The sequence below is a fragment of the Paenibacillus planticolens genome, from assembly GCF_013141725.1.
Classification (GTDB): domain Bacteria; phylum Bacillota; class Bacilli; order Paenibacillales; family NBRC-103111; genus Paenibacillus_E; species Paenibacillus_E planticolens.
The window spans coordinates 135,655-149,837 of record NZ_WHNZ01000045.1 but is presented as its reverse complement, the minus strand read 5'-3'; the positions used below and the strand labels follow the sequence as shown (position 1 = coordinate 149,837).

At 54.8% G+C, this 14,183-nt stretch carries 13 protein-coding genes; 7 read left to right on the top strand and 6 right to left on the bottom strand.

Going from position 1 to position 14,183, the window contains the following annotated elements; genetic code table 11:
- The first annotated feature begins 95 nt into the window (after positions 1–95).
- Positions 96–821: an MBL fold metallo-hydrolase gene (locus tag GC097_RS21825; RefSeq protein WP_171685411.1), complete on the top strand. Its 726-nt coding sequence runs from the start codon at positions 96–98 to the stop codon at positions 819–821.
- A 20-nt stretch (positions 822–841) separates the two neighbouring features.
- Positions 842–1,411 (top strand): TetR/AcrR family transcriptional regulator, encoded by a 570-nt coding sequence (locus GC097_RS21820; protein WP_171685410.1) that lies wholly within the window; start codon positions 842–844, stop codon positions 1,409–1,411.
- 618 nt (positions 1,412–2,029) lie between these two features.
- Here GC097_RS21820 and GC097_RS21815 read toward each other — a convergent pair.
- Positions 2,030–2,743, bottom strand: coding sequence for a DNA-3-methyladenine glycosylase family protein (locus tag GC097_RS21815; RefSeq protein ID WP_171685409.1), 714 nt, complete (start codon positions 2,741–2,743; stop codon positions 2,030–2,032).
- Between the two features lie 134 nt (positions 2,744–2,877).
- Between GC097_RS21815 and GC097_RS21810 the strand changes: the two genes are divergently transcribed.
- From GC097_RS21810 to GC097_RS21790, 5 genes are all read left to right on the top strand, one after another.
- On the top strand, positions 2,878–4,875 hold the full coding sequence (locus GC097_RS21810; RefSeq protein WP_171685408.1) for a GTP-binding protein: 1,998 nt from the start codon (positions 2,878–2,880) through the stop codon (positions 4,873–4,875).
- A 194-nt stretch (positions 4,876–5,069) separates the two neighbouring features.
- Complete coding sequence (locus GC097_RS21805; protein WP_171685407.1) at positions 5,070–5,633, top strand: glycerol-3-phosphate responsive antiterminator; 564 nt, start codon at positions 5,070–5,072, stop codon at positions 5,631–5,633.
- An 18-nt stretch (positions 5,634–5,651) separates the two neighbouring features.
- Positions 5,652–7,151, top strand: coding sequence for a glycerol kinase GlpK (glpK, locus tag GC097_RS21800; RefSeq protein ID WP_171685406.1), 1,500 nt, complete (start codon positions 5,652–5,654; stop codon positions 7,149–7,151).
- A gap of 151 nt (positions 7,152–7,302) precedes the next feature.
- Positions 7,303–8,994, top strand: coding sequence for a glycerol-3-phosphate dehydrogenase/oxidase (locus GC097_RS21795; protein ID WP_171685589.1), 1,692 nt, complete (start codon positions 7,303–7,305; stop codon positions 8,992–8,994).
- Positions 8,995–9,227: 233 nt separating this feature from the next.
- A complete protein-coding gene (locus tag GC097_RS21790; RefSeq protein WP_171685405.1) occupies positions 9,228–9,818 on the top strand; it encodes a TVP38/TMEM64 family protein in 591 nt (196 codons plus the stop codon).
- Between the two features lie 18 nt (positions 9,819–9,836).
- Here the strand turns inward: GC097_RS21790 and GC097_RS21785 are convergent, their stop codons facing one another.
- The 5 genes from GC097_RS21785 to GC097_RS21765 all read right to left on the bottom strand — a co-directional run bounded on the left by GC097_RS21785 (position 9,837) and on the right by GC097_RS21765 (position 14,135).
- Positions 9,837–10,922, bottom strand: a complete 1,086-nt coding sequence (locus GC097_RS21785) for an ATP-binding protein (protein ID WP_171685588.1) — start codon at positions 10,920–10,922, stop codon at positions 9,837–9,839.
- 233 nt (positions 10,923–11,155) lie between these two features.
- On the bottom strand, positions 11,156–12,004 hold the full coding sequence (locus tag GC097_RS21780) for an SDR family oxidoreductase (RefSeq protein WP_171685404.1): 849 nt from the start codon (positions 12,002–12,004) through the stop codon (positions 11,156–11,158).
- Positions 12,005–12,068: 64 nt separating this feature from the next.
- The gene (locus GC097_RS21775) at positions 12,069–12,569 is read right to left on the bottom strand and encodes a DinB family protein (protein ID WP_171685403.1); all 501 of its coding nucleotides are present in this window, start codon (positions 12,567–12,569) and stop codon (positions 12,069–12,071) included.
- A 69-nt stretch (positions 12,570–12,638) separates the two neighbouring features.
- Complete coding sequence (locus GC097_RS21770; RefSeq protein ID WP_246294390.1) at positions 12,639–13,574, bottom strand: helix-turn-helix transcriptional regulator; 936 nt, start codon at positions 13,572–13,574, stop codon at positions 12,639–12,641.
- A gap of 18 nt (positions 13,575–13,592) precedes the next feature.
- Positions 13,593–14,135 carry an NUDIX hydrolase gene (locus GC097_RS21765; RefSeq protein ID WP_171685402.1) on the bottom strand — a complete coding sequence of 181 codons (543 nt, stop codon included), beginning with the start codon at positions 14,133–14,135 and terminating at the stop codon, positions 13,593–13,595.
- Positions 14,136–14,183 lie beyond the last annotated feature (48 nt).

Below are 14,183 nucleotides of genomic sequence, written 5' to 3'. Positions count from 1 at the left end.
GGTAAAAGAAATGAGATTTAGGCGGCATGCCCCTTTACAAAACTAATGTTATTAGTTATTATACTAATATAAATAGTAAGCAGGAGGCGTTCAGAATGAAAATAACGCAAAGCGGTTTTTTATATCAGGTGGCTTTTATGCCGAGGTTCTTTCCGGTAAATTGTTATTTGGTTGAGGAAGAAAATGAATTAACGCTTGTCGATGCGGCACTGCCATTCAGTGTCAAAGGGATTCTTGAGGCAGCGGCGCGCATCGGTAAGCCAATTACCCGCATTGTGCTTACGCATGCACACGGCGACCATGTTGGGGCGCTGGACGGTTTGAAAAATGTACTGCCGCAGGCAAAGGTCTACATCTCTAGAAGAGATGCCAAGCTTCTGGCGGGCAGCAAGGAACTGGAAGCCGGTGAACCGAATTTACCGATTAAGGGAGATGTTCCGAAGTCGGTACGGACGAAGCCGGATGTTTTGCTGGAGGAGGGTGACCGTATAGGCTCACTGCAGGCTATTACTGCTCCCGGACATACGCCTGGGTTGATGGCTTTTCTGGATGTTCGCAGCCGGGCCTTGATTGCCGGAGATGCGTTTCAAGTTCGCGGCGGGGTGGCGGTTTCGGGATTGATGAAGTTGTGGTTCCCTTTCCCAGCCATGGCTACTTGGAACAAAGAGTTGTCACTGGAGAGTGCTCGGAAGCTGAGAGGGCTTGCGCCTAGTGTTCTGGCGGTCGGGCACGGTATGATGATTGAGCAGCCTCTTGCGGCAATGGACCGCGCAATTGAGGAAGCCGCTAGAAAGTTTCAGTTGGCAGCAGCCAACGTGTAGAGAAGAGGGATGGGACATTTATGGCACAACGACCAGGATTAGACGCAGAAAATGTACTGCAAGCAGCTGTTGAAATCGCAGACGCCCAAGGGGTGGAAGGGCTGACTTTAGCCGCGTTAGCAGCCAAATTAAACGTAAAAACACCATCACTTTATAATCATATCAAAGGCTTGCCTGACCTTCGGAGGCAGCTTTCCCGGCGTGGGCTGGTGCTTATTAAAGCCGCCATGGTTGAGGCGGTGATCGGCAAAGCGGAAGACGATGCCTTGCTTGCCGCGGGCTTTGCTTACGTGAAATTCGCGAGAATTCATCCGGGCTTATATGAGGCGATCTCTTTCTTGCCTGACTATGAGGATCCTGAATTGAAGGAGGCGGGCAGCGAGGTTGTGTTTTTTTTGCTGCGGATTCTTGCGCCGTACGGGTTGAGCGAGGAAGATGCGCTGCATGTGGTGCGCGGTTTCCGGAGTATGGTGCATGGGTTCGCGTCGCTTGAACATAGAAACGGGTTCCGCATGGAGCTCGAGCGTGATGAGAGCTTGCGGCGACTGCTGCAGACGTATTTGCGGGGATTGCGGGTGCCGGTGGAGTGAGGGAAGGTTTGGTGTGCGGTAGCGAGTGGAACGAAAGGTAGGAGGAGAGAGGGCCTTTTGGGGAGCAGAGCGGGGCAAAGTGCGTGGGAAAGAGTGGAGCATGACAAAAGAGCGATATTGTCTCGCGAGAGGTCCGAAAAGGCTCCCTCAGCAGCGTTGGCGTGGTGAAATCTCTGTGAGAGGTCCGAAAAGGACGTCTCAGGGGAGAAAGAGCATGACAAAAGAGTGATATTGTCCCGCGAGAGGCCGAAAAAAGCTCTCTCAGCAGCGTTTGTGTGGTGAAATCTCTGTGAGACGTCCGAAAAGGACTTCTCAGATGAGAAAGAGCATGAGAAAGCGCGATTTTGTCCCGCGAGAGGTCGAAAAAGGCCCTCTCAACAGCGTTTGTGTGGTGAAATCTCTGTGAGACGTCCGAAAAGGACGTCTCACTTTTTTTCCAACTGCTTCCTTAACACTAAGTCACTCTGTAACGCCGTTTTCATCGCTAACTTACGCCAAAACCGCAAATTGCCCTCAATAACGCTGTAAAACAAGCTAAACGCAAGGGAGAGGCCCCTCTCTACCGATTTTGAAAGTCTGAAACGCTACCGTGGGACCGCCTAGCCTATAACAGCATGCTCAAGCGAGGCTCGCATTCAGACAATCCTCCACCGGAAGGCCGGAGTCCACGAAGCCCATATCGACGGCTCGCCATAAAAAGAGGGAAGCGAAGCTGCGGTAGGGGGTCCATGGCGGTGCGATTTGCGCCAAATAGTTGCCGTCTTTGCGCTCTTCCAGCTGGTGAAGCCAGCGGGCAGCACGCTGGAGGCCGGCATCGCCGACGGACATGACGTCCGGTCTGCCTAAGGCGAAAATCATGAACATTTCGGCTGTCCATACGCCAATGCCTTTGACACTTGTGAGCTGTTTCAGAAGTTCGGCGTTATCCAGCTCCTGCAAAGAGTCCAGACGCACCTCTCCGGCCAAAATTTTGCTGCTGAGATCGCGAATGTAGCGGATCTTAGGGAAGGAGACCCCGCACTGCCGGATGGCAACTTCATCTGCGGCAAGGATCAGCTCAGGCGTGAACTCCGGTACGATAAGCTTCACTCTGGCCTTAATGGTCGCTGCCGCTTTAGCGGAGAGCTGTTGGGAAATAATTGACATGGCCAGCGACTCGAAGGGAGAGGAGCTTGGTGTCAAAGTCAGTTCGCCGACAAGGCGGATGAGGCAGGCTAATCGGCTGTCGGCCTCAGAAAGCGCTAGGATGGCTGGATGTTCCTTATGAAGCAGGATGGCTGTGTGTGTTGAAACAGATGGATCTTGTTCATCAGAATGAGCATTGTCCGTCATAGCAGCTTGCCTCCTTGAAAGTCGCTTTGATTGTTGTGGGCAGATGTACTTCTGGTATAAGGATTCATTGGTGTCTGTTCTTCAAGTATAATAGGAGGACAAAGACTGGTAAATAGAAGGAGCAGAGCACTTCAATGACCGACGAAAAGGGCAAGGAGCTACGAATTCCGCGAAGAAATGTGGGAATTTTCGCCCACGTAGACGCGGGTAAAACGACGACGACTGAGCATCTGCTGTATCATAGCGGGAGAATCCGCGCCCTAGGCAGTGTGGATAGCGGCACCGCGCAAACGGATTCCATGGATGTGGAGCGGGAGCGCGGTATTTCGGTGCGCAGTGCGACGACCTCTTTTACATGGAAGGATACGTCTATTAATGTGGTAGATACCCCAGGACACGTAGACTTCCTATCGGAGGTGGAGCGCTCCCTACGAGTAATGGACGGGGCGATTCTGATTGTTTCCGCGGTTGAAGGCGTGCAGTCGCAGACGGAGATGATCTGGCATGCGCTTCAGTCGCTCAAGATTCCAACTCTGCTGTACGTGAATAAAATGGACCGCGTCGGCGCCGACGCCGAGAGGGTGCTGCGCGACATTCACAAGCAGCTCACGGGCATGGCGGTGCCGATCTATGCGCCGCTCGGCACCGAAGACACGTTCCGCGGCGCGGCGAGCGTGTTCCAAGAGGGCGCGCAGGCGCCCGGCTTCGACCTAGCGGCAGCGGTCGAAAAGCTGTCCGAGCTCGACGAGCACCTGCTCGCGAGCTACATCGAAGGCGTGCCCATCCCGGCACGCGAAGTCAAAGCAGCCCTGCAGCGATACGCGCGGCAGGGGCTGGCTTATCCTTTGCTCGTGGGAGCATCGAGCAAAGGGCTTGGCATCGAGGAACTGATGGAAGCCATCCTCGATTATTTACCCGGGCCGGGCGGCAGCGCAGAGCAGCCGCTTTCGGCCGTGGTGTTCAAGGTCGAGCGGGACAAGACCATGGGCAGAATGGCATACGTCCGCCTCTACGAGGGGGCGATCCGCAACCGGGACACCGTGCTCAACGCCACGCAGGGCGTGGAGGAGAAGGTGACCCAGATTCGCAAAATCGACGGGCGCCGCGCCGAAGATATCGGTTTTGTCGCGGCGGGCGATATCGCGGCCGTCTGCGGATTGACGCAGGTGCGGATCGGCGACGTGCTGGGCTGCCCTGACGCTGTACCGCCGGCTCCGCGGCTCGCGGTGCCCCTGCTGACCGTGCAGGTGCATGCAGAGAGCGATGCGCAGTACCCGGCGCTCGTCGCCGCGCTGCAAGAGCTTACGGACGAGGATCCGCTGCTCGACCTCCAATGGCTGCAGGAGGAACGCGAGCTGCACGTGAAGGTGATGGGCGCGATCCAATTGGAGATTTTGACGAGCCTTCTGGCTTCCCGTTTTGGACTGCAGGCAAGGTTCGATCAGCCTTCCGTCATTTATAAAGAAACGCCTTCGCAGCCGGGCGAAGGCTTCATCGCTTATACGATGCCCAAGCCGTGCTGGGCCATTTTGCGCTTTCGCATCGAGCCGGGTGCTCCGGGCAGCGGTTTCGTCTACGCGTCGCAAGTACGCGCCGATCAGCTGCTGGCGCAGTACCAGAGCGAGGTGGAGCGCCGCGTACCGGAGGCGCTGCAGCAGGGTCTGCTCGGTTGGGAAGTTACCGACCTTAAGGTAACTCTCACCTACGGCGAACACCATGTGTGGCATACGCATCCGCTCGATTTTGCCGTCGCCACCCCGATGGGCCTTATGCAAGGCTTAGCGCAGACCGGGACGACGCTGCTCGAGCCGATGCTGCAAGTTCGGATTACGGTTCCCGAGGCATACGGGGGGAAGGTGCTCAGCGATTTGGTACAGATGCGGGCGAGCTTCGATCCGCCGGAGATTAGCGGCGACCGGTTCGTGGTAGAGGGCCGGCTGCCCGTTGCCACTTCGCTGGACTATCCGGTGAAGCTCAGCGCGATGTCCGGCGGCCGGGGTGTCATTACGTCGTCGTTCGGCGGTTATCAGCCGAGTCCGCCGGACGTACATGCGGAGCGCAGGCGGAGGGGCGTAAATCCGCTCGACCAATCGAAATACATTTTAGCCGTACGCAAGGCGCTGTCAACATAACTGAAATGGGTACTGTTCTCATTGACAGGCGAAGCAGGTGTCAGTAGAATGAGAAGTAAGTTAATAACATGTGACGGAGAACAGGAGACTCACGGAGGATGCCAATTGCATATAATTGGTACATCTTTTCGTGAGTTTTTTGTTGTCTAAACCCGCAGGGGCGCGCACACGAAGAATGAACGGAGATGATGAGCTTGTCTTTGCAGAAGCAACGGATTTTACCGGCGATTCGCAAAATGAAGGATTTGGAGAAGCTGCTGAAATCCTCTTATACCTATATCGTGCTGCTGGACAGCCATATCGGACAGTTGAAAAATATTGTAGATCTGGGCCGGGCAAACGGCAAAAAGCTGCTGCTGCACGCGGATTTAATTGAAGGACTCAAAAACGACGAATATGCGGCTGAGTTTCTGTGCCAAAGCATTCGCCCTGCCGGGATCATTTCTACGCGGGGGACGGTCATTACGAAGACGAAACAGAATGGGCTCATCGCCATTCAGCGGCTGTTTCTCCTTGACAGCAGCGCACTTGAAAAAAGCTACACCCTTCTGGAGAGAACGCAGCCAGATTACATCGAGGTGCTTCCCGGCATCATTCCGCACATTATTAAAGAAGTGAAGGAGCGTTCGGGCATTCCTATTTTTGCAGGAGGACTCATTCGTTCAGTGGGGGATGTAGAGCAGGCGTTGGAGGCCGGAGCGACAGCCGTTACGACTTCGAATACGGAGCTGTGGCAGCATTATCAAGGGCGATCCTAACTTTTGGAGGTATGACTAATGGCAGCAGCCGCTTCCTATATTCTTTCGCTTGATCAGGGAACGACTAGTTCCAGAGCGATTTTGTTCAATCAAAAAGGGAGCATCGTGCACACGGCGCAGATGGAGTTTAAGCAGCATTTTCCGAAGCCGGGCTGGGTTGAGCATGATGCGAATGAAATATGGTTGTCGATTCAGGGCGTGATGGCGGCGGTTGTGTCGGAATCGGGGGTGCAGCCGGCGGAAATCGCGGGTATCGGCATCACCAACCAACGGGAAACGGCGGTTGTCTGGGATCGGCACACCGGAATGCCGGTTTATCATGCGATCGTATGGCAGTCGCGGCAGACGGCCGAAATTTGCGAAGCGCTCAAAGAGCAGGGGCTTAGCGACCTTTTTCGGGAACGTACAGGACTTTTAATTGACGCTTATTTCTCGGGGACCAAAATCAAATGGATTCTCGATCACGTAGAAGGAGCCAGAGCGAAGGCCGAGCAGGGCGATCTGCTGTTTGGCACGATGGACACCTGGCTGATCTGGAAACTGACCGGCGGCAAAGCGCACGTAACGGACTATTCCAACGCTTCGCGAACGCTGCTGTATAACATTCACGAGCTGAAGTGGGATGAAGAGCTGCTTGGCCATCTGGACATTCCGGCTTCCATGCTGCCGGAGGTTCGTTCTTCTTCGGAGGTGTATGGACATACGTTGGAGAGCCTCTTTTTCGGCTCGGCGATTCCGATCGCGGGTGCGGCTGGGGATCAGCAGGCGGCGTTGTTCGGGCAGGCTTGCTTTGAAAAAGGGATGGCCAAGAACACCTATGGCACGGGCTGTTTTATGCTGATGAACACGGGAAATTACGCGATACCGTCGCGCAGCGGTCTTTTGACGACCATTGCTTGGGGGCTGAACGGGAAGGTCGAATACGCGCTGGAAGGCAGTATTTTTGTAGCGGGCTCGGCGATTCAGTGGCTGCGTGACGGGCTGCGGATGATCGAAACGGCTCAAGACAGCGAGGCCTATGCGCAGCGCGTGGAGTCGACGGACGGCGTGTATGTCGTTCCGGCTTTTGTAGGTCTGGGTACGCCTTACTGGGATAGTGACGTGCGCGGCGCAGTTTTCGGGCTGACACGCGGGACGTCGAAGGAGCATTTTATCCGGGCTACGCTCGAATCCCTTGCTTATCAAACGAAGGATGTGCTGCAGGCGATGGAGGACGATTCCGGCATTGAGCTGACGAAGCTGCGGGTCGATGGGGGAGTGGTGAAAAACAATTTCCTCATGCAGTTCCAAAGCGACATGCTGGGCGTTACGGTAGAACGTCCGGTCATTAGTGAGACAACGGCGCTGGGCGCAGCTTTTTTGGCTGGGCTGGCGGTTGGCTTTTGGAAGGACCAGGCGGAGATTGCCGCGCAGTGGCAGGTGGATGAGGCTTTTGAGCCTGCGATGGATGCTGAGCGGCAGGAAAAGCTTTACGGCGGTTGGAAAAAAGCGGTTGGAGCCGCGATGGCTTTTAAATGATTGGGCAATGATATCTTTTATAACAAGTTAATATTCGGTTGGAGACTGGGAGAAGCCATGGCGACCTGCACGTAATAAACGTGTCTAGGTCTGTTATGGCTTTTATTTTCATAATTCGAGGGGAGAGATTGGGATGACAGAGATGACAGAGATGGCACACAACTTTAGCGGGTTAAAAAGAAATGACATCCTGCAAAGCATGTCGGAGCAGACATTTGATCTAATTGTAATCGGCGGGGGGATAACCGGAGCGGGTATTGCGCTCGATGCGCAAAGCAGAGGACTTCGTACGGCGCTTATTGACATGCAAGATTTTGCTGCAGGGACGTCGAGCCGGTCGACGAAGCTTGTGCACGGGGGACTGCGTTATTTGAAGCAGCTGGATGTGAAAGTGGTTGCTGAAGTGGGCAAAGAGCGGGCGATTGTGTACGAAAATGGTCCGCATGTGACGACGCCGGAGTGGATGCTGCTGCCTTTTTATAAAGGGGGAACGTTCGGCAAGCTGTCTACATCCCTTGGTTTAAGGGTCTATGATTTCTTAGCGGGAGTCAAACGAGCGGAGCGCCGCAAAATGTTCAGTCCTCAGGAAACGCTGGGTCATGAGCCTCTTTTGAAAAAGAAAGACCTGCGAGGCGGCGGCTATTATGTGGAATATCGGACGGACGATGCGCGGCTGACGATCGAGGTTATGAAAAAAGCCGTGGAGTTGGGAGCTCAAGCTGTGAATTACGCCAAGGTGGAGGAGCTGCTTGTCGAAAATGGCAAGCTGATTGGCGTTCGGGTGGCTGATCAGCTCGGCGGAAACGGCTCGGGAGAAAAGCCGTCTTACTCGTTGTATGCGGGTAAGATCGTGAATGCGGCTGGTCCTTGGGTGGATACGCTGCGCGAAATGGACCGTTCCAAGAAGGGCAAAACGCTCCATCTGACCAAAGGCGTGCATTTGGTGTTCGATCAGAGCAAGTTTCCGCTGCGGCAGGCGGTTTATTTTGATACGCCGGACGGGCGGATGGTGTTCGCTATTCCGCGTGACGGTAAAACCTACGTGGGGACCACGGACACGAACTATACAGGGGATATCGTGAATCCCCGGATTACGAAGGCGGATCGCGCGTATGTGCTGCGAGCCGCCAACGAGATGTTCCCGACCCTCGGGTTGACGGAGGCTGACGTCGAGTCGAGCTGGACCGGGCTGCGCCCGCTGATCCACCAGGAGGGCAAAGATCCTTCCGAGATTTCGCGCCGCGATGAAATCTTCGTATCGGACTCCGGCCTCATCTCGATGGCCGGGGGCAAGCTGACCGGCTACCGCAAGATGGCGGAGACGGTCGTGGACCAAATCGCCGCCATGCTGGTGGCGGAGGGAGCGGCCTCGGCGGCTGAGCTGACGCCGAGCCGTACCCGCACGCTGCCGATTTCCGGCGGCGATGTCGGCGGCTCCGTGAGGCTGGAGCCGTTCTTGCAGAGCAAGGTCAGCCAAGGCCAGCGGCTGGGGCTGACGTATGCCGAAGCTGCGCTGCTGGCGCGGCGGTACGGCTCCAACGTGGATGCCGTGTTCGAGCTGCTGGCGCAGTACTGGGATGAGGCGGCATACCGGGGGATGCCCGCCGCTGTGCTCGCTGCGCTCGTGTACGCGATCGAGTGCGAGATGGCTGTGAAGCCGGCGGATTTCTTCATCCGCCGCACGGGGGCCCTCTTCTTCGATATCGCGTGGGCACGGCAGTGGAAGGCGCCTGCGGTCGCCTTCATGGCGGAGCGCTTCGGCTGGGACGAAGCGCAGCGTGCGGCTTACACCGCCGAGCTGGAGCAGCTGCTCCATGAGGCGGTGAGCCCGCTCGAGGCGTGAGGATGTAGCCTCCAAAATCCCGCGTTACGCCTAATCATAGCCTAACACGTGTCTGAAGCAGCCAATGGTTCATCAAAGCCCCCAACCAACATGGTTGAGGGCTCTTTCACTTTTATGGCTCCGCCAGCTCATCTTCACTCAAAAGTGCTCATGTCTTGCAGAATGTGCTATCATGCCTATAGACGGCGGAGCTTCCGCCATTCATTATTGCAAGCAAAGTAGGTGTGTCCCCTATGGGATTGACAGAGCTTTTGTCCTATATGACGGAAGAGAATTTGGCCATGCTGGTCGATAAATACCGGTCGCTGGGCCCTTTACCCGGCCTTCTTCTTCCTTTTATGAAATCGTTCGTTCCGCCTCTGCCGACGCTTGTCATTATTAGCGTTAACGCGGCAGTATATGGGCTGTGGCTCGGCTTTTTGTACTCATGGATCGGGATTGTGGGCGGCTGTTTGGTCACCTTTGCGATTGTAAAAAAAGTGGCTGGCCATCCCTACTTAGTGCGGTGGTCACAAAAGCCCAAGGTGCAGAAAAGTCTGGTTTGGGCTCGCCGGCAGGCTTTTAATTATGTGTTCCTGCTTAGTCTTTTTCCAGTCGGTCCGTTCGTCGTTATCAATATGGCGGCTGGGCTAGTCGGAATGAGATTCCGTTCGTTTCTCGTTGCGGTTCTTGCCGGCAAAGCGGTTATGGTCATGTCGGTTTCTTTTATCGGCTATGATATTCACCGGTTTATCGAGAATCCATTCAGGCTTCTCTATGTGGTCCTATTCGTAGGGGTTTCAATGGTGTTAAGTAAGAAAATCGAGAAGAGATTTTCTCATTAATTGCAGCGGTCGATGCCTTTAGTCGGTCAGCACTTGAAGCTTTAGCTTCGGATACAGCGCTGAAAGCTCGGCTGCTTGTTTTTGGAGGACAGGAAGCTCGAAGCTTCTGCCAAAAATGTCCCGATCCGGCAGGAACGTTAGACGGGTGCCGGTCTCTTTGGTGATGCCGACGGTCTGCAGCTCGCTTTGCGGGATGCCATGTTTGTAGTGCTGCTCGAACACTTTGCCCTCACGCCGAATTTCGACCGTTAGACTGCGGGACAGTGCGTTGACGATCGGCATGCTGATGCCCTTTTCACCGCCGGGGGCCAGGAAAGAAGCGCTTGCGCTTAGGCGGCTCATGTCCGTGAGCACAGCTTGAACGCGGGGCTGCTGGTCCGGCAGAGCTTGCACGGGGATGCCCCGGCCGTTGTCGGCTACGGTCATGCTGCCGTTCCGGTGCAGGAAGAGCTGAATCTCAGTGCAGGTGCCATGCAGATGCTCCAAAAGGGAGTTCTCCACCACGGCCCACAGCAAATAATGTGGATCGTAGGTTTCGCCGGCTTCGGAGGTATCTCCTAAGTAGGAACGCGCATCATTTCGAACCTCGAACATATCCAAGTAGTCGCTGGTATCTATAAAATCCGATGCGGCTGCAAACAGCAGCAGCAGCGGAAGCACGCGATGACCGGGGATGGCGTATTTGCCGCCTCTTTCCTCCTGCACTAAGAGGTCGGCTCCAGCGAGGGCCTTCATATGATGATAAAGCTGTCCCGTTGTGCCCATGTTCAATCGTTCGACGAGCTCAGGCCCCGTCAGCGGCTCCTGCAAAACCGTTCTTAAAATATCCAACCGCTGCTTATGGCCTAAAGCGGCAAGGATTTTGGCGGCTTTATCGCCGTCCAGCTCGAGAAGCTGGTCCACTCCTCTCTCCTGGGGCTCCCACCGGTATTGGGATTGCCCGTTTTGAAACTGCCCCGAGTAGTAAACTCCGCCTCGTTTTTTGTCCGTCGGCTGCTCTTGCTCCTGCTGCAAGTGCTGCTTAATCATCCTGTTCGATTGTTCCCTTGCGGGCATGTTGTACGCTTCCATCAGCTGCTGCAGTTTGTTCAGTTGATCGCGCATCGCATCGAGTTCGGCTCCATAATCCCTTGTTTCAGTCAAAAGGATCACCTCTTTTTTATTTTTTAAATACGTAAATACGTAATTACGTAAAACAATAATAACATGTTTGGCGGAAAAAGTACACAGTTGCAACTCGGAATTCAGCCCAAAAATAAAAAGGACGAACGCCCCTTGGTAGGGATCGGTTCGTCCTTTTGTTTTGGGTTTTCTTCCGCTTGTCCCAAGCGCAACGGCTAGCCGCCGTCCAACCCGACTTCCCGCTCACTCCATGCCCAAAAGCGTGCGGCCCATTCATCATCCTTGGCTCTGTCCGAAACAGGGGCAATCTTCTTCTTGTAAAAATATTCGCCACTCACTGTGCGCACATCCGGACTGGATGCCAAATAGATGGCCGTCTCCGCGCCCTGCGCCGGCGTCAGGAAAAAAGGCCGGAGCAATCGGTGAACGGCCTTGCCGAACCCGGTGTCCCGATCGACACCGATATTCGTGCCGACCGCGCCCGGATGCAGCGCGTTGACCGTTACGGCTGTGCCGGCCAGCCGCTTGGCCAGCTCGCGCGTGAACCAAATATTCGCGATTTTGGACTGCGCGTAGCCTCTCCACACACTGAACCCCCGGGTCAGGTAGGTGTTGTCGAAATCGAAGCGCCCTATTTTGTGGGCGCCGGAGGACACATTGACGATCCGCCCTTGCGGGGCGCGGAGGATGGCTTCCAACAAGAGCCGGGTCAGCAGGAAGTGGCCCAGGTGGTTAACGCCGGTCATCGCTTCGAAGCCGTCCGACGTGGTTTGCCGTTTCACGGTGACGACGCCTGCGTTGTTCACCAGCACGTCCAGAACTCTGTGCTTGGCGAGGAAGGCGTCAGCGAAAGCGCGAATGCTGGCTAGTTCGCCTAGATCGCAGAGCATCAGCTCGATCAGCTCGGACCCGCTCTGACGGAGTGCTTCGGCAAGCGCCAGCTCGCCTCTTTGGCGGCTGCGGCACAGCATAATCACATGCGCGCCCTTGCGGGCGAGCTCCACGGTCGTAGCCAGTCCCATGCCGGAATTGGCGCCGGTGACGATAACGGTTTGATTGCGCATACGACTCCTCCTTGGGGTTTTCTTCCATTATAGCTGATGGAAGGCCGCAAGGCTTGAGTTGTTATTAGATAAGCGGCTGCATCCCACGTTCCAGCCAATCCTCGCGAGTCGGTCCGTATATATCCGGCACGCGCAAGCCAGCTTGACGCATCAGCACGATCATTTCACCGCGGTGGTGAATTTCGTGCGAGATAAAGATTCGCAGTGTTGTCGCATTCAGCCACGTTTCGCCATACATGTCGGTGGACTCCGCCAGCTTCGCATCTGTCCACTGGGACTGGATGGCGTTCGTCAGTGCAGCCGCTTGGGCGCGGTAGGCATCGGCGATGGTTTTGGCGGAGGAAGGCGCATGCTCTTCGCCTTCGGGCGCTTCAAAGGAGAGTCCCATGCGGGAAGTCATTTCATGGATGGTTGTGGCGATGTGCCAAGCCAGCTGCCCGAGTGGGCGGAAGTCCGGCGCGATTTGTTGGGTAAGGGATGCATCGGTCAGTGTGTCGAATACGCGCTGAGTCGCTTGGGATTCATTGTTCCATTCATTTACGAAATCTTGAATTGTTCTAAACATAGGGAAAGCCTCCTTAGATTGGATATACCCTCAGTATAGACAAACCCGACTGACAGCATAATGTCAGGGTTATGAATAGAGCTGAACGATTTTTTCAGCTTTTTCTTTAATGGCTGCCGCCAGATGTGCGGGCTCTAGAACACGGACGCCTGGACCCAAGCCGAGCAGCATGCCTAGCAGCCATGGCTCGTCCGGCTGTTGGGCGGTAATCAGCATGGAGCCGTCCGGCTGATAAGCGATCTGCTTCGGCTGGAAGTAATCTTCAATCTGCGCCTGAATGCTCTGCTGCGCATGCAGCACCATGGTGATCAGGGTAGAGGGGTCACTTTTGCCCCAGCCATAATGCAGCGGTCCTACAGCTTCCGTTCGGCGTTCAAACGTCTCGGGAAGCACCTCAATTTCCTTCATACGGGATAACCGGAATATGCGGAAATCTTGGCGAAGCAGGCAGTATCCGTACAAATACCAGCCAAATCCCTTGGCTACGATGCTCATAGGCTCCGTTGTGCGGACGGATTGCTCGCTTTGGGAAGAGACATACTGAAAAGTGATCTGCCTCGATTCCTTAATCGCATTCCGCAGCGTAGTCAGCTTTTCTTTATCCTCGTTGCCTCGCCGCCACGGGTTCATGTCAATGATGAGCTGATCGTCCAGCCTGGCGGCTGTGTTTTGCTCCGATTTGGCTACGAGCGCGCCGACTTTATCGAGCAGGTTGCCGACTTCCTGGTCACCGACCGTGGAACGAATCCCTTTTAGCCCGACGATGATCGATTGCAGCTCTTCCAGTGACAGGAATTGGCGCTCCAACCGGTACTGGTCCATAATTTCGTACCCGCCGCTTAAGCCGGCAAATGATACGACAGGAATACCCGCTTGGTTAATGGCTTCTACGTCCCGGTATATCGTTCGCAAAGACACTTCGAAACGCTCTGAAAGTTCCTTTGCGCTTATTCTTCTACGGTTTAATAGCAGCATGGTAATGGCAAGCAAACGGTCAATCTTCAAAAATAGCACCTCACTGATTCAATACGTTTCATAAGCGTTGCCTTGTCCGGCGAAAAGGTTAATCGCATGCTCAAGTATAGTTTTATCGCGCAAAAGCATAAATTTCGCCGAATAACGATGGCATTTGTGCAGGGAGTCATTCATCGCTTCCAATGCTTGGCCCAGCGTCATCCATACGGACGACATTCCCAGCCGCAATTCATTTTCCGTCAGTGTTGGCGCACTGGAAAGATGATGCGCTTTGGCTATATAGCAGTAGGAGAGCTGCATAAAGCCATTGCGGTTCTTATGTTCCTCAATAATGCCCAGCTCATGCGTAATTTCAGCGCCGTACCCTGTTTCTTCCTTAATTTCACGTATAAAAGCAGCTTCCGGATGTTCGCTATTCTCGATCCCACCGCCAGGCAGCTTGTAAAGATCGGATTCCGACATGTACATCATCGCAACATTCATCAGGCTATCGACCAAAATACCTCTCGACGCATAGCGAGATACCTGGATCATAAATTGAGGCTCGCCGCCCAGCATATCGCTGTCCGTTATTCGTTTGATCAATTGCATGAGATCACCTGCCTTATTTAGAAGAGCGGAGGATGTCCGCTGAAATGT